This window comes from Edaphobacter lichenicola (assembly GCF_014201315.1).
Taxonomy (GTDB): Bacteria; Acidobacteriota; Terriglobia; order Terriglobales; family Acidobacteriaceae; genus Edaphobacter; species Edaphobacter lichenicola_B.
In genome coordinates this window covers 396,014-416,311 of record NZ_JACHDY010000001.1, presented here as the reverse complement: position 1 = coordinate 416,311, position 20,298 = coordinate 396,014, and the positions used below count along the sequence as shown (strand labels likewise).

General features: G+C 56.0%; 20 protein-coding genes. 5 read left to right on the top strand and 15 right to left on the bottom strand.

The window, feature by feature from the left end; translation table 11 throughout:
• Nucleotides 1-13: 13 nt before the first annotated feature.
• Together uvrB and HDF09_RS01745 are read left to right on the top strand one after the other, a co-directional pair.
• Complete coding sequence (uvrB, locus tag HDF09_RS01750; RefSeq protein WP_183760663.1) at nucleotides 14-2,002, top strand: excinuclease ABC subunit UvrB; 1,989 nt, start codon at nucleotides 14-16, stop codon at nucleotides 2,000-2,002.
• Between the two features lie 160 nt (nucleotides 2,003-2,162).
• Entirely contained in the window at nucleotides 2,163-3,152 is a 990-nt protein-coding gene (locus HDF09_RS01745; protein ID WP_183760661.1) for a DUF3300 domain-containing protein, read from the top strand.
• A 62-nt stretch (nucleotides 3,153-3,214) separates the two neighbouring features.
• Here the strand turns inward: HDF09_RS01745 and HDF09_RS01740 are convergent, their stop codons facing one another.
• Nucleotides 3,215-3,847: an FMN-binding negative transcriptional regulator gene (locus tag HDF09_RS01740; RefSeq protein WP_183760659.1), complete on the bottom strand. Its 633-nt coding sequence runs from the start codon at nucleotides 3,845-3,847 to the stop codon at nucleotides 3,215-3,217.
• A gap of 114 nt (nucleotides 3,848-3,961) precedes the next feature.
• Between HDF09_RS01740 and HDF09_RS01735 the strand changes: the two genes are divergently transcribed.
• Both HDF09_RS01735 and HDF09_RS01730 read left to right on the top strand, forming a co-directional pair.
• The gene (locus HDF09_RS01735; protein WP_183760657.1) at nucleotides 3,962-4,747 is read left to right on the top strand and encodes a dienelactone hydrolase family protein; all 786 of its coding nucleotides are present in this window, start codon (nucleotides 3,962-3,964) and stop codon (nucleotides 4,745-4,747) included.
• Between the two features lie 160 nt (nucleotides 4,748-4,907).
• Nucleotides 4,908-5,315: a YXWGXW repeat-containing protein gene (locus HDF09_RS01730; protein WP_183760655.1), complete on the top strand. Its 408-nt coding sequence runs from the start codon at nucleotides 4,908-4,910 to the stop codon at nucleotides 5,313-5,315.
• An 81-nt stretch (nucleotides 5,316-5,396) separates the two neighbouring features.
• Here the strand turns inward: HDF09_RS01730 and HDF09_RS01725 are convergent, their stop codons facing one another.
• Nucleotides 5,397-6,308: a LysR family transcriptional regulator gene (locus tag HDF09_RS01725; protein ID WP_183760653.1), complete on the bottom strand. Its 912-nt coding sequence runs from the start codon at nucleotides 6,306-6,308 to the stop codon at nucleotides 5,397-5,399.
• Between the two features lie 117 nt (nucleotides 6,309-6,425).
• Between HDF09_RS01725 and HDF09_RS01720 the strand changes: the two genes are divergently transcribed.
• Nucleotides 6,426-7,214 (top strand): alpha/beta hydrolase, encoded by a 789-nt coding sequence (locus HDF09_RS01720; RefSeq protein WP_221269978.1) that lies wholly within the window; start codon nucleotides 6,426-6,428, stop codon nucleotides 7,212-7,214.
• Nucleotides 7,215-7,227: 13 nt separating this feature from the next.
• Here HDF09_RS01720 and HDF09_RS01715 read toward each other — a convergent pair whose 3' ends face one another.
• The 13 genes from HDF09_RS01715 to flgG all read right to left on the bottom strand — a co-directional run bounded on the left by HDF09_RS01715 (nucleotide 7,228) and on the right by flgG (nucleotide 20,259).
• Nucleotides 7,228-7,626, bottom strand: coding sequence for a hypothetical protein (locus tag HDF09_RS01715; protein WP_260180861.1), 399 nt, complete (start codon nucleotides 7,624-7,626; stop codon nucleotides 7,228-7,230).
• Between the two features lie 52 nt (nucleotides 7,627-7,678).
• Nucleotides 7,679-8,548, bottom strand: a complete 870-nt coding sequence (locus HDF09_RS01710) for a hypothetical protein (RefSeq protein ID WP_183760649.1) — start codon at nucleotides 8,546-8,548, stop codon at nucleotides 7,679-7,681.
• Between the two features lie 108 nt (nucleotides 8,549-8,656).
• Complete coding sequence (gene pnp / locus HDF09_RS01705) at nucleotides 8,657-11,086, bottom strand: polyribonucleotide nucleotidyltransferase (protein ID WP_183760647.1); 2,430 nt, start codon at nucleotides 11,084-11,086, stop codon at nucleotides 8,657-8,659.
• Nucleotides 11,087-11,402: 316 nt separating this feature from the next.
• A complete protein-coding gene (rpsO, locus tag HDF09_RS01700; RefSeq protein ID WP_158944128.1) occupies nucleotides 11,403-11,669 on the bottom strand; it encodes a 30S ribosomal protein S15 in 267 nt (88 codons plus the stop codon).
• Nucleotides 11,670-11,788: 119 nt separating this feature from the next.
• Nucleotides 11,789-12,478 carry a dienelactone hydrolase family protein gene (locus HDF09_RS01695; RefSeq protein ID WP_183760645.1) on the bottom strand — a complete coding sequence of 230 codons (690 nt, stop codon included), beginning with the start codon at nucleotides 12,476-12,478 and terminating at the stop codon, nucleotides 11,789-11,791.
• 1,138 nt (nucleotides 12,479-13,616) lie between these two features.
• Nucleotides 13,617-14,519, bottom strand: a complete 903-nt coding sequence (flgL, locus tag HDF09_RS01690) for a flagellar hook-associated protein FlgL (RefSeq protein WP_183760644.1) — start codon at nucleotides 14,517-14,519, stop codon at nucleotides 13,617-13,619.
• 50 nt (nucleotides 14,520-14,569) lie between these two features.
• On the bottom strand, nucleotides 14,570-15,982 hold the full coding sequence (gene flgK / locus HDF09_RS01685) for a flagellar hook-associated protein FlgK (protein ID WP_183760642.1): 1,413 nt from the start codon (nucleotides 15,980-15,982) through the stop codon (nucleotides 14,570-14,572).
• A gap of 250 nt (nucleotides 15,983-16,232) precedes the next feature.
• Nucleotides 16,233-16,541, bottom strand: a complete 309-nt coding sequence (gene flgM / locus HDF09_RS21225) for a flagellar biosynthesis anti-sigma factor FlgM (protein WP_183760641.1) — start codon at nucleotides 16,539-16,541, stop codon at nucleotides 16,233-16,235.
• A 47-nt stretch (nucleotides 16,542-16,588) separates the two neighbouring features.
• Nucleotides 16,589-16,909, bottom strand: coding sequence for a hypothetical protein (locus tag HDF09_RS01675; protein ID WP_183760639.1), 321 nt, complete (start codon nucleotides 16,907-16,909; stop codon nucleotides 16,589-16,591).
• Nucleotides 16,906-18,081 (bottom strand): flagellar basal body P-ring protein FlgI, encoded by a 1,176-nt coding sequence (locus HDF09_RS01670; protein WP_183760637.1) that lies wholly within the window; start codon nucleotides 18,079-18,081, stop codon nucleotides 16,906-16,908. The genes HDF09_RS01675 and HDF09_RS01670 overlap by 4 nt, the downstream gene beginning before the upstream one ends.
• A gap of 10 nt (nucleotides 18,082-18,091) precedes the next feature.
• Complete coding sequence (locus HDF09_RS01665; protein ID WP_260180860.1) at nucleotides 18,092-18,931, bottom strand: flagellar basal body L-ring protein FlgH; 840 nt, start codon at nucleotides 18,929-18,931, stop codon at nucleotides 18,092-18,094.
• Entirely contained in the window at nucleotides 18,928-19,464 is a 537-nt protein-coding gene (locus HDF09_RS01660) for a flagella basal body P-ring formation protein FlgA (protein WP_183760635.1), read from the bottom strand. The genes HDF09_RS01665 and HDF09_RS01660 overlap by 4 nt, the downstream gene beginning before the upstream one ends.
• 6 nt (nucleotides 19,465-19,470) lie before the next feature.
• Nucleotides 19,471-20,259, bottom strand: a complete 789-nt coding sequence (flgG, locus tag HDF09_RS01655) for a flagellar basal-body rod protein FlgG (RefSeq protein ID WP_183760633.1) — start codon at nucleotides 20,257-20,259, stop codon at nucleotides 19,471-19,473.
• Nucleotides 20,260-20,298 lie beyond the last annotated feature (39 nt).

The window sequence follows — 20,298 nt, the reverse complement described above, 5'->3', positions numbered from 1 at the left end:
CTATCCTACAAAGATGGACTTCCAGCTCTCCACAACCTACAAGCCCCAGGGCGACCAGCCCCGCGCCATCTCCGAGCTCATCTCCGGCATTCACGCCGGTGAAAAAGATCAAGTCCTCCTCGGCGTCACCGGCTCCGGCAAAACATTCACCATGGCCAAAGTCATCGAAGAGCTGCAGCGCCCAGCCCTCATCCTCGCGCACAACAAAACCCTCGCCGCCCAGCTCTACCACGAGTTCAAGACCTTCTTCCCCAACAACGCCGTCGAATACTTCGTCTCCTACTACGACTACTACCAACCCGAAGCCTACATCCCCGCCGGCGATCTCTTCATTGAGAAGGAGTCAACCATCAATGAAGAGTTGGATAAACTTCGTCTCGCCGCCACCCGCAGCCTCTTCGAGCGCCGCGACGCCATCATCGTCTCCTCGGTCTCCTGCATCTACGGCCTCGGCTCGCCGGAGGCCTACTACGGCATGTTGATGCTCCTCGAAAAAGGCCAGAAGATAAAGCGCGAAGACATCACGCGCCGCCTCGTCGAGATCCTCTACGAGCGCAACGACGTCGACTTCCGCCGCGGAACATTTCGCGTTAGAGGAGATATCATCGAGGTCTATCCAACCTATGACGAGAACGCCTACCGTATAGAGCTCTTCGGCGACGAAATAGATTCACTCTCCCAGATCGACCCCCTCTTCGGCACGGTCCGGCAAAAGTACTCACGCCTCCCCATCTACCCCAAGTCCCACTACGTCGTTCAACCCGAACGCAAGACCACCGCCATCGCTTCCATCATCGAAGAGATGGAGTGGTGGGAAAAAGAGTTGGAAACCCAAGGCCGCTTAGTCGAGTCCCAACGCATCCACCAGCGCACCCGCTTCGACCTCGAGATGATCAAGTCCGTAGGCTTCTGCCACGGCATTGAAAACTACTCCCGCCACTTCTCCGCGCGTCTCCCCGGCGAACCACCACCCACGCTCCTCGACTACTTCCCGCAAGACTACCTCCTCTTCATCGACGAGTCCCACGTCACCGTCCCCCAACTCCACGGCATGTGGCACGGCGACCGCTCCCGCAAACAAAACCTCGTCGACTACGGCTTCCGCCTGCCCTCCGCGATGGACAACCGCCCCCTCCGCTTCGAAGAGTTCGAGTCCCGCACCGGCCAGATCATCTACGTCTCCGCAACCCCGGGCGCCTACGAACTCACCAAATCCGCCGGCGTAGTCGTAGAACAAATCATCCGTCCCACCGGCCTCATCGATCCTCAAGTCGAGATCCGTCCCATCAAGGGCCAGATCGACGATCTCCTCGCCGAGATCCGCGACCGAACCGCAAAGAATCAGCGCGTCCTCGTCACCACCCTCACCAAGCGCATGTCCGAGGACCTCGCCAGCTACTACACCGAGGTCGGCGTCCGCTGCCGCTACATGCACTCCGAGATCGAAACCCTCGAACGCATCAAGCTCCTCCGCGACCTCCGCAAAGGCGAGTACGACGTCCTCATCGGCATCAACCTCCTGCGCGAGGGCCTCGATCTTCCCGAGGTCTCGCTGGTAGCAATCCTGGACGCTGACAAAGAAGGCTTCCTCCGCTCGCAAGGCTCTCTCATCCAGACCATCGGCCGCGCCGCCCGCCACATCGAAGGCCGCGCCATCCTCTATGCCGACAAGATGACCGACTCCATGCAGCGCGCCATCAACGAGACCGACCGCCGCCGCGAAAAACAAGTCGCCTACAACGAAGAAAACGGCATTACCCCCGCCAGCATCATCCGCCCCATCGAGATGGGCCTCGCCGGCATACTCAAAGCCGACTACGCCGACCTCACCGACGAAGCCGAAGGGATGCCCGACTTCTCCACCCAACAAGAGCTCGACACCTACATCGGCAACCTAGAGTCCGACATGCGCGAAGCCGCCAAAAAATTCGAGTTCGAAAAAGCCGCCAAGCTCCGCGACACCGTAAAAGAACTCCGCACCAAAGAGTTTCTCTTCAGCTAATCCCTAACCATAACTTTGACATTTGGCTGACATGGTCAACCACAACTTTTGGGCCCGGAGAAACGTCCATCACTGTGCGGGAGAACTCATCTGCAAGAAGAGGCATGCACCCTCTCGAACATCAAAAAACCCGCCGCCTTCGCTTCGAAAGAAAGAGTCCATGAAAAAACTCGCCCACGCCCTGGTTAACACCTTGTTCGTAACTGCTCTGTCAGCGTCCGCATTCGCGCAAGCCCCCATCGAGCGCCAGCCACCACAGCCTCTCCCAGACCAGCAGCAGGCGCAGCCTAATCAGCAAGACGAACAAGCCTACCCTCAGCAATACGATCCGCAGCAGGGCGACCCCCAGTATCAGCAACAGGCCGGCCCTCCCGACCAGCAGCAACAAGGCCCGCCGCCCACCATCGCGCCACAGCAACTCGACCAGCTAGTCCAGCGCATCGCCCTCTATCCCGACCCGCTCCTCGCGCAGGTCCTCACCGCCTCCACCTTCTGGAACGAGATCCCCGACGCCGCCACCTGGGCCCAGCAACACAACTTCATGACCGGCGATTCCCTCGCCCAGGCCATTCAGGCCGATAACCTCCCCTGGGACCCCAGCGTCCTCGCCCTTCTCCCCTTCCCGAACGTCCTCGACATGATGGCTCGCGACCCCCAGTGGACCGGCACCCTCGGCAACGCCGTCCTCGGCCAGCGCCCCGACGTCATGGACGCCGTCCAACGCCAGCGCCTCCTAGCTCACGACTACGGCTACCTCGTCCCCAACGCCTACGACAACGTCGCAGACAACGGCGGCTACCTTGAGATCCAGCCCATCAACCCCGCCTACTACTACGTCCCCGTCTACAGCCCGGCTATCGTCTTCTATCGTCCACGCCCCGGCTTCATCATCAGCACAGGAATCCGCTTCGGCCCCGTCGTCACCATCGGCCCGGCCTTCGGCGTCTTCGGCTGGTACGGCGCTGGCTTTGGCTGGGGAGGCCACACCATCCTCATCGACCACCACCCCTGGACACGCACCTACTACAACCGCGGCGTCTACGTTCACCCCTACTCCCATCCCTACGTGCGCCCAGCCGCCCCTCGCGTAGAGAGTCACACCCACTACGAAGAGCACGGCGAACAACACGGCGGCGACCACCACCACTAACTCCCCAACAAAAGTGCCCGGCGACCTCTTCGCCGGGCATCCACACCACTTCGTCCAAATCCTCACATGGCGTCCGCAACCAGTCCCTTCATCGTCAGACTCTCCGGCGTCCCTTCCTTGCTCAATCCTTCCAGCACTCCCTCTCGATCCCGCACCGTACGATTCTGACTGACCTTCCACTTCCCCTCCAGGCGGCCAATCGGCAGCTCCAGCCCCACAATCCCCTTCATCATCGTCTCGATAAACTCCTCCGGCGCATCGCTCACCTTCCACGGCATCGCTGTCTCGGCTTCGTTCTCATTCGTCAGTCTCTCAAGGTGTGCTCTCATCCAGCCCTTGTCCTCCATCACCTTCAGCGATCCGTACGCGTGAACCACAACATAATTCCACGTCGGAACCTCTCTCCCATGCTCCACCTTCCCCGGATACCACGTCGGCGAGATGTAGTGCTGCGGACCCGAGAAGATCGCCAACGCCTCAACCGACGCCTCCAGATCGCGCCACTGTGAATTCGCGCGCGAAACGTGGCCCCTCAGCACGCCCAGCGGCGAACCGCCCTCCTCAAGCACCATCGGAATATGAGAAGCCACCAGCCCCGACGAACTCAGCGTCACCAGTGCCGCCAGCGGCTCCGCCCTCATCAGCGAATGCAGCACCGGCACACGCCGCTCTTCATTCGCACGTGGAATATACATACCTCACCTCACGCCTGCAGCATAAGCCAAACCACTCTCAACCAGAATAAGATAGACACCGGGCAAACCCACAAGCGAGCCATCCATAATCCGAGATTCGAGGCTAAAAGAAAAATGATCATCGTCAACGACGAGTACGTCACACTCGAAACCACCAACGGCCCCATGCGCACCCACATCGTCCGCCCCGCCGCCCCCGGCCGTTACCCCGGCATCGTCTTCTACTCCGAGATCTTCCAGATCACCGCCCCCATCCGCCGCACCGCCGCCATGCTCGCCGGCCACGGCTACATCATCGCCATGCCCGAGATCTACCACGAGTTCGAACCCGCCGGCACCATCCTCGCCTACGACCAGGCCGGCTCCGACCGCGGCAACGTCCTCAAGACCACCAAAGAGCTCTCCAGCTACGACGCCGACTCCCGCGCCGCCCTCGACCACCTCAAGTCGCGCCCCGATTGCACCGGCCGTCTCGGAGCTATGGGCATCTGCATCGGCGGCCACCTCGCCTTCCGCGCCGCCATGAACCCCGACGTCCTCGCCACCGCCTGCTTCTACGCCACCGACATCCACAAAGGCTCGCTCAGCAAAAGCGGAGACGACTCCCTCGAACGCGCAAAAGACATCCAGGGCGAACTCCTCATGATCTGGGGCCGTCAGGACCCGCACATCCCCCTCGAAGGCCGCATGGCCGTCCTCGCCCGCCTCAACGAACTCCAGAAGAAGTTCAGCTGGCACGAGGTCAACGGAGCCCACGCCTTCCTGCGCGACGAAGGCATCCGCTACGACCCCGAACTCGCCTACAGCCTTTACGGCCTCGTCTTCGATCTCTTCCACCGCAAACTAGGCGAAGGCGACCAGACCACCCACACCACCGCCTCCACCGAAACCCGTCACTAACATCCAGACTGAACCGCGCCCCTACATATCCCACTCAAGTGCCATAGCCCTTGCCACCCTCTCTCCGTACGATCGACCTCAACTGGCATATCAGAGTCAACTTCTACATCCCATCCAACGCGGATCGGCCCTCCCCACTTCAGCATTTAAGGAAACCTGCATGAAACAAAGTTTGGCCTTCGGAATCTTCCTCGCGGCAATCATTACAGCACCGGCACACTCGCAGATATCGGTCTACATCGGAACACCGCCCCCGCCGATCCGCTACGAACCCCCTCCGCCGCCACCCCCCGCACCCGACGTCGTCTGGATGGAGGGCTTCTGGGCTCCCCAGGGAAACCACTACCGCTGGATCCGCGGTCACTATGACCACCCGCCTTATCCCGGAGCCTACTGGACCCACCCGCATTACGATCGCTATCCCCAGGGCTGGCAGATTCACGAGGGCCATTGGGACCGCGAGGACCACGACCATGGCCGCGGAGAAGGCCACGCCTATGGACACGATAAAGACCACGGAGACCACGATGACCGCAGCAATCACGGTCACGATCGGGACCACAACTAACGCACAAGAACCCAACCAGCGCAGACCCGAAAGCCCCGGCTCATCCTGCCGGGGCCTTTCTCGTTCAGGGGCTGAAGAATGCTATCGAACGCTCGAACTGCCTGCCCAGTTGGCAAGATACGTCTTCAAGAACCGGCTGAACTCTTTAGCGTCCTCTGACAAACGGCTGCCGCGGTTGCTAATCTGATAAAAGTCAAGGCTCACCACCGGGTCAATCAGCGCGCTCATGGTGACCTTGCGGTTACGGCAGGCGAGCATGCCAAACGAAGGAATGACGGCGATACCTTCCTTGGCCTCCACCAGTGCAATCTGCGTCTCCAGTAGCTTCACGGTCTGTTCGCGTCTGCAAACGATGCCAACCTTAGCCAGCTGCTTGTCGATAATCAACTGATGGGGATAGTCCTTGGTCAGTGAGATTAATCTCTGCTCGCTGAGAGAGGACCATCGCGTCGGTGCGCTGTTGATCGCAGCCCCCTGATCCGGGAAGACTGCCATCAGTGCAAAGCGAAAAAGTGGACTCCTCCTCATTCCCGAGGAGTTCTTGAAGATCCCAACTCCCATATCAAGCTTTCCGGCTTGCACCCGCTGCTGGATCTCGTCCAGCCAGCCGTCGAATAAGCGAATATGCAGATCTGGACGCCCCTTGCGAAATTGCTTGATTGCCAGCGGTAGTACATTCGCCGCAAGCCAGGGAGTTGTTCCGACTGAGATCCAGCGTTCCCGGCCTTTGGCCACTTGCTCGATACGAGACATGGCCGCATCCAACGCTCCCAGACTCGGTTCCGTTACCGCAATCAGTTCACCTCCGAAAGCTGTCAAGGTGACCTGTCTGGTCGTGCGGTCGAACAGACGGAATCCGAGTTGTCGCTCCAGCTCGCGGATCAACACACTCAATCCCGACGGAGTGATGAGGAGTTCTTCAGCGGCACGCGCAAAGCTCCGATGCCGTGCGACCAGATGAAAAGCTTTTAGCTGCCTGGATGAAAAATCCATTGTTGATGATCCCTCAACAGACGTTAACTATTCGGAACTTGTTGTTCATAGTGTCAGAATCTACAAACAACATCAAGAGATCTGTGGCCGAACAAGGCCCGGACTCCGGGAGGAAGAATGAAGTTTCAACGAAGTCTGTGGCGGCTGTTGCCCGCTGTCGCCCTTATGTTCACGGGTGTAATCGCCCGTTCTCAAACGGCTAGTGCACCTGCCGTAAAGAACGTTGTGCTCGTCCATGGTGGATTCGTAGACGGCTCTGGATGGGAAGGTGTCTACAACATCCTCAAGAAGAAGGGATATACCGTCACGGTCGTTCAGAATCCCACAATATCTCTTGTGGATGATGTAGCGGTAACGAAGAGATCTATCGCCGCATTGAATGGTCCCGTAATTCTCGTTGGCCATTCGTACGGTGGGGCGGTCATCAGCCAGGCGGGATCGGACCCTAAGGTCGCTGGGCTTGTTTACATCGCCGCATTCGCCCCAGACAATGGCGAATCTGTCAGCTCTCTGATCAAGAACCCTCCTCCCGGTGCACCGGTCCCCCCGATTCTGCCGCCACAGGACGGCTTCCTGCTTCTCGACCGGGAAAAGTTTCCAGCATCGTTTGCCGGTGACGTAAAGCCTGAGATGGCAGAGTTCATGGCGAACTCGCAGGTCCCATGGGGAATGGACGCGTTGAATGGCGTCGTCACCGAGGCCGCTTGGAAGACGAAGCCGAGTTGGTATCTCGTTACCACTGACGATCGGATGATCCCGCCTGACGCTCAGCGAGCCATGTCGAAACGAGCCGGCTCAAAGGTTGTTGAGGTCAAGGGAAGCCACTCCGTCTACGTCTCACGGCCCGACGCGGTTGCTTCACTCATTGAGCAAGCGGCGGCTGGTAGTTCTACCTCGAAGCAATGATTTCGTGGTCGAGTTACCGCCAGCTAACCGCCAGATGCCACCGCATCTTCCTGTCCATGGTCTTTTCAAGCACATGAGCATACTCCAATAACTCCGAGAGCACCTGCTCCCCCTCGGTTCCGAGCTGTTGCGGATCAGCCTCCAGCGTTCTCAACAACGCGCACACCGTCTTCAGCCCGTCTGCGGGGGAGTACCACTGCGGCGGGGGCAGCCGGCGCAACAGCTCCTGGTTCCCCGCGCCCTCCTCAATCAGAAGCGACATCGAATTCTCATCTGCCGAAAAAAACTCAATCAGCGGTCGAACCCCAAGCCGGAGAGCCAGCCGCTCCAGCGCATCCTCATGCCGCGCCAGCGATCGCCCGTTTACGAAGATATCGAACCCAGGGTCTTCGCCCTCGACCACAATGTACATGGAAGCAGCCATTCCCCAAAGTGTACCGCGCAGAAGTCTGCACAGAAAAGTATCAACGAAGAGACAGCATCGTCTCTTCTTCGCCCATCTTCAAGGCCAGAAGCATCCCCGCACCAGCCGCAAGCAGCACCACTCCGCTGACCACCCTCACCGTCAGCTCAGGCCGCATCAGCGCATAACTCTCCAGCAAAGTCAGCAGCGGAATCACCAGGTATCGAGCAGCAAACCGCACCGGCATCATCTCCCGCAGCAGCCACACCAGCAACACCACCTCCGCCACATCGACTAACGACGAAAGCGACACCACCGAAGCCAGCCCGCTCCACCGCCAGACGAACTCCTCCCGAACCGCACTACAAACCAGCAGAAACAAAGCGTTGCTGAGACAAACAACCGCAAGCGCCTCCGCCAGAGCCATCCCCCGCAACAGACGATACAGCCACACACTCGACAACCCAACCCCAACCACCGCAAGGCACACCGCACCCTGCATCAACCGCCCGCGAAGCGACCCCGAAAACTCCAGCGGTAGCAGCAACAAAAGCCCACCCAGTCCCACCAGGGCCGGAACCAGAAACCGCCGAACCCCACGCTCCTCATCCCCCGCCGCAACCACCATCACCACAACCACAGGAACCATGGCAAACAACGCCGACCGGCTGATCTCCGGCACACCAACCCGCGCCCACTCCCCCACCACCATAGGAATCCCAAAGAACCCCACCCCAGCCGCCGCGACCCGCAGCCCCACCCTCCCAAACCGAACCCGGCCCCGCACCAACAAAAACGCAACGAACCCAATCAACCCATAACGAAGCCCCTGCAACTCAAGCGCAGGCAAACCCTCCGCACGAGGAACAACCCACGACGTAGCCGACAAGACACAAACCGCCGCAAACGCAATCCACACCGCGCGTCTCATCCTATCGACTCACCGCAACTCACTCCCCTGCAACTCACTCCCAGGGAACTCACTCCACAGACAGAAAGACCGCGCAAAGTGCGCGGTCTCTCCCTCCATTATGCAACCTTACCGATTGCCGCCGCCCGAAGGCGCACCAGACCCGGAACCCGAGCCCGGCCGGCGACCGCCACGACGACGTCTTCCGCCACCCGGCCGCCTCTGCCCACCAGGTCCGTTCGCGCCCGGTGCTCCGCCGCCCGCCTGGACCGGAACAGCGCCCTCCGCACGGTTGAAGTTAGGCTCTTCCGCCGACTCGTCACCATCCTCGTCGAACTCCTCACCCTCATCGTCGCTCCCGTCGGCATCACCGACAACAGCATCCTGACGACCGGGTCCCCCGGCTGCACCGGCCGCGACGCTGCCTCCATCCGTACCAATCTGACCAGGCTCCGGAAGACCAAGCTTGGCGCGCTGCTCCCGCAACACAGCCTTCCTCGAAAGCTTGATCCGGTTCCCTTCAATCGCCAAAACCTTCACCAGGATCTGATCGCCTTCGCGAAGTTCATCCTTCACCTCCTTCACGCGATGTTCCGCGATCTCGGAGACGTGAAGCAACCCATCGGTTCCAGGAAAGATCTCCACAAACGCGCCGAACTCTGCGAGACGAACCACCTTACCAAGATAGGTCTTCCCAATCTCAGGTACAGCAGTCAGATCGCTGATCATCTGAATCGCGCGTGCAAGACCATCCGCATCGCTCGACGCCACATTGACGCGTCCAGTATCGTCCACATCGATCTTCACGCCCGTGGCATCAATGATGCCGCGAATGACTTTGCCTCCCGGCCCAATCAGATCGCGGATCTTGTCGGTAGGAATCTGCAGCGTATGAATGCGCGGAGCGAACTGCGACTTCTCCTGGCTCGCACCCGAGATGACTCCATCCATCGTATCGAGCAGAAACAGCCGACCCTTACGCGCCTGCTCCAGTGCCTCGCGCATGATCTGCGGAGTGATCCCCATGATCTTGATATCCATCTGCAGCGCGGTAATTCCGTTGCGCGTACCCGCAACCTTGAAGTCCATATCGCCATAGTGATCTTCCGCTCCGGCGATATCCGTCAGAATGGCGTAGTTATCGCCTTCCTTCACCAGGCCCATCGCGACGCCTGCAACCGATCCCTTGATCGCAATACCCGCCTGCATCAGTGCAAGCGACGCACCGCACACGGTAGCCATCGACGAAGATCCATTCGACTCCAGGATGTCCGAGACGACACGCAGCGTATAAGGCGACTCATCCTCAGCCGGCAGCACAGCCTCAATCGCACGCGAAGCCAACGCACCATGCCCGATCTCTCGCCGTCCCACGCCAGACATACGCCCCACCTCGCCAACCGAGAACGGAGGGAAGTTGTAGTGCAGCATAAAGCGGCGCTTCTGCTCTCCCTCATAGCTCTCAAGCCGTTGAGCGTCATCCGTCGTACCCAGGGTTGCACTCACCAGCGCCTGCGTCTCACCACGCGTAAACAGAGCCGAGCCGTGAACCCGCGGAAGCACACCAACCTCGATGCTCAGGTCGCGAATCTTATCGAAGGCACGATGATCCGGACGAATCCGATCGTGCAAAACCTGATCGCGGAAGATCTTCTCGCGCAAAAGCTCGTAGTATTTGCTGAGCTTCTTCGCAGCCGCCGCATCACCCTCAGGCAGATCCTTCTTCAGCTCATCCTTGATCGTCTTGACCAGCGCATAGCTCTCGAACTTCGGATGCTTCTCCGTGTCGAGAGCATCTTTCAACTGCGAACCAACCTTTGCCGTCAGCTCGTTCAGATACGCGTGATCGACTTCCACTTCACTGACCGTGCGTTTGGTCTTACCCGCGCGAGCAACAAGGTCTTCAATCGCCGCACAGATCTTTTTGATCTGCTCATGAGCAAACTCAATCGCATCCACCACACGGTTTTCAGCGACCTCCTTTGCGCCAGACTCGATCATCACAATGCCGTCCTTCGTTCCGACGACCATAATGTTCAACTTGCTCTGCGCCCGTTCGGCGTAAGTAGGATTCACTACAAACTGATCGTCAATCAGACCGATTCGCACCGCACCAACCGGGCCGTGAAAAGGAATATCGCTCAACGCCAAAGCGCAGCTGGCACCATTGATGCCAAGCACATCGGGATCGTTCTCTTTATCCGCAGAGTAGACAAACGCAACCACCTGGGTCTCATTGCGAAACGCCTCAGGAAACAGCGGACGAATCGGACGGTCGATCTGACGGCTCGTCAAGATCTCCTTCTCACTCGGACGCCCCTCGCGCTTGATGAACCCACCAGGGATACGGCCACCGGCATAGGTAAACTCGCGGTATTCCACGGTGAGCGGGAAAAAATCGATCCCCTCTTTCGGATCGGGGGAGGCGGTTGCCGTCGCCAGAACTACGTTATCGCCGCTTGAAGTAAGGGCCGCACCGGGGGCTTGCTTCGCCATGCGTCCGGTCTCGAATTTAATTTGCTTGCCGCCGGCAAGCTCAACTGTCACATCCTGTTTCATGTTGCCTCTCTTCTCTCGTGTTCTATCGAATTAATAAGCTTGAATCGCGACATCCATTGATCGGGCGCGAAAAAGCGCAGCTCGACGCTGGCGACTAGTAAGCCGCCAGCAAGCTGCGCTGGAATAGGTTGTTCGTGGACTCGTTCATGGACCAGCACCCGCGTGAGTCGAAGACCATAGACACACCACCGTGGCGTCCCATCGTCAGCAACCCCGGCGACAAGGTCTTACTGGACCTTGCACGAAGTTGCCAGCCGAATGAGAACGGGCCGTGTATGCTCCCATAGTTTGAACGGTTTCTCCGGGGATGATGCGGTTACTTGCGGATTCCGAGTTTGCCGATGACCTCACGATAACGGTCCGCGTCACATTTCTTCAGGTAATCAAGCAAACGGCGACGCTTGCTCACAAGCATCAGAAGCCCGCGACGCGATCCGTGGTCCTTCTTGTGTGCCTTGAAGTGTTCCGTCAACTCGCCAATACGCTCGCTCAAAATAGCGATCTGAACCTCTGGACTCCCGGTATCTGAGTCGTGCGTGCGGAACTTCTCAATAATGTCTGTCTTTTTAGCGGATGCCAACACAGCTGTTTCTACTCCTAATCTTCTTTCTAATTCACTCTTAGTGTCCACATAAGGATAGCACCGCTGGCGAAACCGGGCAATCCACGGCCGCCATCGATGCGAACGATTTTCAGGAAACTTTAAGCGAGATGCGTCTTCAAAAACTCGAGCGAACGCTCCCGCGCCAGCTTAGCCGAGGCAGCGTGGTAACTGCTCGGATCGGCGTCACGGTTAAAGGCATGCCCCGCCCCTTCGTAGATGAAGATCTTCACCTCAGGATGAGCCGAACGAACCGCATCCACCTGATCCTTCCCAATGTGGCTATCATTCGCTCCAAAGTGCAACATCACCGGACAGCTCGGATCTTCTTTTGCCACCGATCCAACGCCGCCCGCATAGTAGCCGACGCAGCAGGAAGGCTGCATCCCGTAGTCTTTGCCGCGCGTAGCCACCAGCCAGCTGGTCAGCCCGCCGTAACAATAGCCGATGACACCAATCTTCTTCCCGGCCTTCTTCGCCCACTCATACGCCGCAGCCACGTCCATCAGCGTCGGCTCAGGCTTCAACATGCCATAAAAGTTATAGGCCCGTTTCATATCCTCGGGCTGGTACGTCAGATCTACGCCAGGCTCGAACCGGTCAAAGATCGCAGGCGCAACCACCAGAAACCCATCTTTGGCATACCCATCGGCCACGCTGCGAATGTGGGCGTTGACGCCAAAGATCTCCTGCACAAGAATCAGAACCCCAACCGCTTCTCCAATGGGCCGCGCAACATACGCACTCAACTCATGACCGTCTTTTGCCTTCAGCTTGATCCACTCACTCATAACTCCATCATATCCAATTCATCGAGCTTCTTTGCCATCGTGAGTTGTCAAATAAAAGTAAAAGTCACACTTTGAAACCACGGATACGGTGTCCCGTCTCTAAAGTTCGTTGCATAAACAGGGTGTCATCCTGAGCGAAGTTTGGCGCGTTTTTGTGCCAAACGCAGTCGAAGGATCTGCTGTATGTCCGGTTGGCGAACAGATTACGGTCGGAAATATGCTGTGAACTTCCGAGACACAACACTGGAAGATCCTGCTATCTCCCGTCGTCTATTTGTTCTTGGATTCGGTGTAGCTTTTGATCTCTCGCGTCCAGCGAAGAAATCGAAACAGTTGTCTTTTTTCTTTCCAGAACAGGTTCCAGAAATCGAGCGCGCGCACGGTATCCGCACGTTGGCCCGAATAGGTCTCGAGTCTCCATCGCAGATACGGGCTTCGCCACGGCCTCAATCTGTTACCGCGCGTCGCGTTCCAGAGAAATCTGATCTCTTCGCCCATAGGAGTCCTCAACACTAAAGTATAGGCACTCCCTCAGAGATGTTCTGTCGTTGCCTGTTCTTTTGTTGTCATCTCCCGAAGGGAATCTGCGGTCGCGGTTGCCGTCGTCGTAGCATTTGCCGTTGCCCTCTTCTTTTGTCTCCTCTATCGTCCAGCCACAGGCCATGACAACTACTTCTTTCTAAACTCAGGCAAAAAGCGACAGTTGCCAGTTCAAGAGCAATCGCAGGCAAACCGCTCACCCCTGCAAAGTTCTGTCAACCCCCAAAACCTCCCAACTCCAATCTGTACAGTTACATACGCGTGGCGTATTGGTCATACCCAATCAGCTATACTTGAATTAGGACACATTGTGAGGAAGCCCCGAACGGAATCGGGGCTTCTTTATGTCTCCGACGCGTTTAAGCCGGCAAGTCGCCTGGATTGAATACTTTAGCAGCAAGCCATTTATAATGAACACTTTGCACTCTAAATAGACCGCAAACGCATGAAAACAGATACTTTATCAATTAACGGGTACAGAGGGGAGGGGTAGTACACAAAGTCCAGGCTCCTGAACAAGATAACTCCAAACGTCCCGCCTACGCGGCCAGGAAACTGCTCGCATCATCGTGCAGCGGGACGGAGTGCCGAAGTCCACTTATCTCATACGCTGAAAGAGGTCCTCCTGGTTTCCCAGGTTACTGATGACGCTGAGCAGCGCCTGATGTTGAGTTTCGGCAGCCGAAAGCTGCGTTGCCACCTGCTCGGGATTCGCCGAAACCAAAGTGCTCTGCGCCACAAGAAGCTGACTTTCACTGGTCTGCGCAAAGGTACTGGCGGAGTTGAGTCGGCTCAAAGAGCTGTCGAGTGTTTGCCGCTGATCAGACAGCTGACCAAGAGCTGTGGTGAGGGCGGCCGTATCGGTCGTGATGCTAGCGGTCGAGGCGCCACTCGAGATATCGCCGATCAACTGACTCAGTGCGCCAACAATCCCGGTGGCCCCCGAACCGAAGACAGAGGAGCCCGGCAGATTGATTGGAAGCTTTTGTCCGCCTGGCACCTCGACGGTTTGCACATTGGTGTCGCCGGCGTAGGTAGCTGTCGGTGGAACGGCGGCGGTATTGAGCGTAAAAGGCTGGACCGACCCCTGGCTACCGCTGAAGAGATATTGCCCTTGATAACTGGTATTCGCCAGCGAGACCACTTCAGTGAGAATCCCGCTGAGCGCTTGAGCGACGCTGGCGTTGTTCGATGTGTTCTGTGTGCCGTTGTTGCCCTGCACCGCGAGCGAGAGCGCCTGATTGATCTGTGTCACCACGTCGCCCAAAGTCGAGTCGGCAACCTGCAGCCTCGATCCCACCCCGGTAGCTGATTGAACGAACGTGTCCGCTTGTTCGATCTGACTGGCCAGGAGGGCGCTCTGCGCGACAGCAACCGGGTTGTCCTGAAGCGATTGGATACTCAATCCGCTTGATAGCTCGGAGGTCAGGTTGTTGATCGTGGAACTGGACTGGTTGAGTGCCCCGGTCAGGCTGCTGAGATAAGTCGGATCTACTCGCAAGATGCGCTCCTGATTGATAGTTAGTTAGGGTCGAAGAGTGCCGCGTCTTCTTAGGTCACTGTAGTCTGTTCACCAAGATTGATTGCGCTCGCCATCAGGGCGTTAACGATCGAGAACACCTGAGACGCCGCTTGATAGGAGCGCTGATATTGCGTTAGATTCGATGCTTCTTCGTCGGACGATACACTCGAGAGCGAATTGCGTTGCGACGTAAGCTGGGTGAGCGTAGCCTGCTGCGTCGCATTCTCCGTGGTCACGCTCGAAGCATCGCTGCCAACCTGATCGAGGAACGAAGCGAGGAAACCTGTGGCCGTCTGGCTCCCGACCACATTGGTCGTGGAAAGATCGGCGAGAGTAGTAGCATTGCCGTTGCCCGAAGACCCCTCTCCAGCAGAGGCAGCCGCTACGGCCCCAGGAGAGGTTGCCGAAACTGCGATCGTTGCAGCAGAACCAGTCGCACTGCCCGGCAGGCTGAAGATCGCCAGTCCTGGGTTCCCGCTACTGTCAACTCCTAGCTTGTTCTGCTGATTGACTGCAGTTCCAAGGGAAAAGGCTAAGTTATCTAACGCCGCGGAATAAGTCGGCAAGTACTGATCCCTCGCTTGCAATGCTCCACCCAGGTCTCCGCCGCTGAGGTTTGAAGTCACGTCCTGAGGAGGGTCCCCTGCCAGGACGTCTGTGTTGCCTGCTACCTGTGTCGTGCTCGCTTGAAAGGACTGATCACCGCTAACCAAAACTGCTCCGCCGCTGGTTGTCAGAGAAATGCCGTTCTGTGAAGTTGAAATTTGGTCCAACCCAACGAGCTGAGACAGTTGATCGATATCCTCTTGCCGCTGGTCTTCGAGACTGCCGGCATCTCCATTCGGGCTGGTGCTGGCGATCTTGGAATTAAGAGAGGCTATCGAGGAGGTGAGTGAGTTTATCTGGCTGACGTCACCGCTGACTTGCTGATTAAGACTGGTAGAGATCTGCGAAAGCTGACTCGATGCGCTGTTGAATGCGCCGGCTAACGCGGTAGCAGCAGTTAGTACTTGCTGTCGTGTTGCTGTATCAGACGGATTAGCTTCCAAGGAAGATAAAGAGCTAAAGAATCCGTTGATCGCAGTGCCAAGTTGAGACGACGCTACGGCCCCCGACCCCGTTGAAGCCGAGGTCAATCCGAATATGTTTTCAACCTGCTGCAAAGCAGTTTGAAGCGCTGCGCTCTGCGAGGTAGTCTGTGTTTGCTGCTGTACACGCTGTTCGAGAACGCGATCCCTCTGTGACGAAACGGTAGCGGTGACTCCTGAGCTCTGGGCTTGCCCGCTAAGAGAGACTGAATCCCCCGACTGGAAGCTCACGACCTCCCGTGTGTAGCCAGGAGTGAGTTGATTCGCAACGTTGTTGGCGGTTGCGTTCAGGGCAGCCTGATCGGCCAGTAAAGCCTCACTAGCTATATTCAATAATGACGTTAGTGTGCCCATTGGTCTCTCGTGTCTCTCCCGTGTAGGCGGTGAAGTGTAGCCAGATTCGACTCACAATTTTGAAGAATGAGTTCAAGCAGATGCTTCTTTGCCAAAATTGAACTAAGACTACCCTTGCTGCATACGATGCTGTACTTCGCAAGCGCTGAGATTCGCTCTTCCAGGGTTTGCAGTCGATTCAGATCCAGAATGGTGAGAGCCTTAATCGTCTCATCGAGTGCATCAGCCACTGTTTGATCAATCGTCATCGTTATTCCAGTAAGGACTGTATGATTTTGTCTGCCACATCCGACGACGGCACTGTGTACCTTCCAGCGGCGATCGCTTCCTGCAAGGATGAAACCTTCGCGGTTCGCGTATCGGAAGCCGCTAGAGACTGAAATACCAGGCCCCCTGTTGAACTCAAAGCCGCTTCGTCGGTGTGTCCGACAGTTGCGCTAAGTGCTTCAGATTTATCGGCTACGGTCCCGGACGCATTCACGGTTACAACCGGCTGCGTCTCAGATGGAGTGATCGCGTTGGTTGTCTGTTGACTGCCGATTCCACTTGTATAGCTCATGATGAGCCTCCGTCTACATGACTATATCGGCATCCAATCCACAAACTTTAGTACCCGGAGGTCTTCTTTTCTGAGTGTCGTTGATGCTCTTGAGCGACCTGTTTGACTACGCTTCGAGCGATCCCGAAGCCGCCACCCTTCGATATGGCTTTTGCAATAGACTCCGTCCCGAAGCTGCTCATCGTGTCGGAAGCAGAATCGTCCTTCTTCTCCTCATCTCCCCAACTACTTTGCCCGTGCTGCATTGGCTTTAGAAGTTCCTGTAACATCGTCGCTTCAAATTGTTGTGCGGCATCCACCAACTTGGCTTGTTTTTGTCTTTGTACGTCGGAAACTGTCGGGATTGAAAGATCTGAATCTATTTTCATAGGACTTCGATCTCCGCTTCCAATGCTCCTGCAGACTTCATCGCCTGAAGGATCGAGATAACGTCTCGCGCTGAGGCCCCTATTGTCTGGAGGCTTCGAACCAGGTCATCCACAGTAGCTCCCTGCTTTAACTCAATTCGGTTGACCGGCTTATCTTGAGCGTCGACTCTTGTCTGCTGCACGACCTGTGTCGTGCCACCAGAAGAAAATGCATTTGGTTGTGATACCTGAAACTCGCTCACAACGTTGACGGCTAATCCACCGTGAAGAATCGACACCGGCTGCAAGACAACTGTTCCACCAATAACTACCGTTCCCGTGCGCTCGTTGACAACCACCTTTGCGCGAGGAAAGACAGGTACTTCTATTGACTCAACCTGAGCCAGGAGGGCTGGAACCTCTTCACCCGCGGCCACAAACAGATCAATCCTCCGACTATCGAGAACATGCGCAGCAGGTCGTCCTAACGTGTGATTGATCGCAAGCGCCACCCCTTCTGCGCTTCGAAAGTCAGCATCGTTCAACAATATTGAGAATTGCTTTCTTCCTTCCAAATCAAGCGGCACACCACGTTCTACCATCGCCCCGAAAGGTACTCTTGCAGTATTGGGGTGATTATATTGTTTTACATTCCCATTAACGTTGATCGAATATCCCCCTACCACCAATGGTCCTTGCGCTTGTGCATATATTTTTCCGTCCGAACCATAGAGAGGAGTCATGAGAAGTAGCCCTCCTTCGAGGCTTCTCGCATCGCCTGCCGAAGAGACCGTAATATCCAGCTTGGTACCTGGACGAGCGAAGGGCGGCAACGTAGCCGAAACAAAGACTGCGGCAAGATTTTGTACTCTAATCGCCGATGCAGGTACGCTGACTCCCATACGGAGCAACGTTGACGCCAACGTCTGTGCAGGAAAGGTCGTCTGCTGGCTATCGCCGGTACCTTGTAGACCAACAACTATGCCGTATCCGACCAATTGATTGTCACGAATACCCTCGATTGAAGCTATATCTTTAATGCGCGCCTGCCTCGATTCAGAAGCTGACGCATCAGAAGAAAGAGCATATACAGTCGAAGCAATAAAAAGAATCGATAGACATGCAAAGGAGATCCAGGGCCTTATAACGTTTTTGTTTAATTCTATTTTTTTTGGCTTGTCGTCAACATGCATGAGTTCCTCGCTAAAAAATCAATACTTTTTCCAAAAGACGAACCAGGGCATTTTGACGATGGGTGTAATCGTTGATAATTCCCTTCCCACGCACTTCTAGCTCGAGGCTAGAGATAGCTGTCGATAGAACTTGGTTTTGTTGAGAGATATCCTCGGGACGGACTAGTCCTCTCAAAATGATCGTCTGTGTCTGTTGACTAAATTCGACCTGTCGAGCGGCTTCTATCACGAGCATTCCATTTGAAAGAACCTCAATCACTTGTCCTCCAAACGTGGTGCTCAAGCTCGAATTCGTTGCACTTGTTCCCTGCGCATTAAGTCCTGATGAGGATGTTTGGTTGATCAAATTCTGCAGCGCATTACCGGCACGCAGAGCGCCAATTAAACCAGAGATAGAGGAACTGGCGTTGGATGCTCTGGAGTTCTTTACCGTGCCGTCCGTAGACGCTACGAGGCTCTCGGAGACCACAACTGAAATCAGATCATGCGGCCGCATAGCCCTCACATCCGTATTGATGCGAGTGAGCCTTCCACTGTCAGTCCAGATAGATCCTGGCGCAGGTTGGATGTTGGAGTTCTCCGCCCGCACTCTCTCTAGATAAGAGGACAAGGACGCCGCAGCCACATTAGGCTTTGGCTCAATCAACTTATGGATCGCTTCGGTCTGCGCGTGCAGCGAGGGGAGGCTTAAAAGCAACACCAATAACGGAGCGATTACCACTGAGAAATAGCTCGAAATTTTATTATCTAACAACATCCAACAGGGCTGGCTTATCGAGATATGGACCTCGTTGTGCGCACGTTTTTGGATAGAATTAAAAAAAGAAACTACCTTTAGGGTCTTCCTCATGGTTTCATCTCCACATCAAACGGCCCTCGAACGATACCGGAGAATTGTTCCGTTATCGACTGGTTGTCTGTGTTTCTACGTAACAGCCTGACTTTTACGAGATCGCCCAATCCGCCATTCCCTTCCGAGGTACCAGCGACTTCAATACGCAAGGAGCTTTCTTGCCTCCAGAGGCGAACGGTATCGCCGGCACGAACTACAACAGGAGCCAAGATCTTCGTTGCACGTTCCGGCACTTTAAGTTGTGCCGGTAAGATTGAATTACGCAATGGAAACGCAAATGCTGGCCATCCTGGATGATCACAAGGGATAATCATCGCCCAGCTTTGATTCAACACTGGGTCAGACTGAATCTTCGACACCCTATAACCACCGCCCACCGATATTGAATACGGGGAAGTCTCGAGGTTCGCGGCGATCGCATCCGCAGGCGTTCTGTAGCAGACTCCAAATGCATTGGTGAAACATATTCCGTGCAGCAAGAGAAAGAAACTTCTGCCAACCGTTTTAAATATTGAAAATCTATTGAACATAGCATTCTACCGAACGAGACCATTGATTTGCGAGTACATGTCGTCGGCGACATGTATGACTTTGGAGTTGCTCTCGTAGGCACGTTGCGCCAGAATCATTTGTACGAACTCTGCGACGACATCAACGTTCGAATTTTCTAGATAACCTTGCTGGAGTGTTCCTATGCCGCTAGTCCCTCCGGGTGTGTCCGTAATGGGATTGCCAGAGGATGCAGTCTGTTGTAACAAATTGCTTCCGATGGAACTCAGGCCGCCTGTATTAGGGAAAGTTGCAAGCTGAATGGTGCCAAGCTGAGCAGCATTTGTCTGCCCAGGAAGGGTTGCAGTTACAACGCCATATTGAGAGATCACAACATTAGTAGCGTTAGACGGAATTGTGATCGCAGGCAAGATCGTATCCCCAGCTGAGGTCACAATCGTGCCCTGACTATTCAAATGAAAGTTCCCAGCACGTGTATAAGCTATGGTTCCGTCGGGAAGTGAAACCTGAAAAAATCCCGCGCCTTGGATCTCGAGGTCGTATGGGTTACCTGTATTGTTAGGATCACCCTGCGTCATAATTACTTCGCTCGCAGCTGTCTTGGTGCCAAGACCAACCTGCAAACCGGCTGAAAGGGTTTGCTGTGTCTCGGCGGATCCAGGTGTAACCAGGTTTTGATAGATCATGTCCTCAAATTGCACTCGACGCTGTCTGAAACCCGCAGTCCCGGAGTTCGCCAGATTGTTTGCAATAGTGTCCAGATTTGTCTGTTGAGCGCTCATTCCACTTGCGGCTGTATATAGTGCACGAATCATTTCAAGCTCCTTGTTCGGTAGTGGACTCTAAAAATATGG

What these genes read in the sequence shown, in the direction of transcription:
- uvrB (WP_183760663.1), top strand. Translation starts at nt 14, where the DNA reads ATGGACTTCCAGCTCTCCACAACCTACAAGCCCCAGGGCGACCAGCCC.
- HDF09_RS01745 (WP_183760661.1), top strand. Translation starts at nt 2,163, where the DNA reads ATGAAAAAACTCGCCCACGCCCTGGTTAACACCTTGTTCGTAACTGCT.
- HDF09_RS01740 (WP_183760659.1), bottom strand. Translation starts at nt 3,847, where the DNA reads ATGTATATTCCACGTGCGAATGAAGAGCGGCGTGTGCCGGTGCTGCAT.
- HDF09_RS01735 (WP_183760657.1), top strand. Translation starts at nt 3,962, where the DNA reads ATGATCATCGTCAACGACGAGTACGTCACACTCGAAACCACCAACGGC.
- HDF09_RS01730 (WP_183760655.1), top strand. Translation starts at nt 4,908, where the DNA reads ATGAAACAAAGTTTGGCCTTCGGAATCTTCCTCGCGGCAATCATTACA.
- HDF09_RS01725 (WP_183760653.1), bottom strand. Translation starts at nt 6,308, where the DNA reads ATGGATTTTTCATCCAGGCAGCTAAAAGCTTTTCATCTGGTCGCACGG.
- HDF09_RS01720 (WP_221269978.1), top strand. Translation starts at nt 6,426, where the DNA reads ATGAAGTTTCAACGAAGTCTGTGGCGGCTGTTGCCCGCTGTCGCCCTT.
- HDF09_RS01715 (WP_260180861.1), bottom strand. Translation starts at nt 7,626, where the DNA reads ATGTACATTGTGGTCGAGGGCGAAGACCCTGGGTTCGATATCTTCGTA.
- HDF09_RS01710 (WP_183760649.1), bottom strand. Translation starts at nt 8,548, where the DNA reads ATGAGACGCGCGGTGTGGATTGCGTTTGCGGCGGTTTGTGTCTTGTCG.
- pnp (WP_183760647.1), bottom strand. Translation starts at nt 11,086, where the DNA reads ATGAAACAGGATGTGACAGTTGAGCTTGCCGGCGGCAAGCAAATTAAA.
- HDF09_RS01695 (WP_183760645.1), bottom strand. Translation starts at nt 12,478, where the DNA reads ATGAGTGAGTGGATCAAGCTGAAGGCAAAAGACGGTCATGAGTTGAGT.
- flgK (WP_183760642.1), bottom strand. Translation starts at nt 15,982, where the DNA reads ATGGGCACACTAACGTCATTATTGAATATAGCTAGTGAGGCTTTACTG.
- flgM (WP_183760641.1), bottom strand. Translation starts at nt 16,541, where the DNA reads ATGAGCTATACAAGTGGAATCGGCAGTCAACAGACAACCAACGCGATC.
- HDF09_RS01675 (WP_183760639.1), bottom strand. Translation starts at nt 16,909, where the DNA reads ATGAAAATAGATTCAGATCTTTCAATCCCGACAGTTTCCGACGTACAA.
- HDF09_RS01670 (WP_183760637.1), bottom strand. Translation starts at nt 18,081, where the DNA reads ATGCATGTTGACGACAAGCCAAAAAAAATAGAATTAAACAAAAACGTT.
- HDF09_RS01665 (WP_260180860.1), bottom strand. Translation starts at nt 18,931, where the DNA reads ATGAGGAAGACCCTAAAGGTAGTTTCTTTTTTTAATTCTATCCAAAAA.
- HDF09_RS01660 (WP_183760635.1), bottom strand. Translation starts at nt 19,464, where the DNA reads ATGTTCAATAGATTTTCAATATTTAAAACGGTTGGCAGAAGTTTCTTT.
- flgG (WP_183760633.1), bottom strand. Translation starts at nt 20,259, where the DNA reads ATGATTCGTGCACTATATACAGCCGCAAGTGGAATGAGCGCTCAACAG.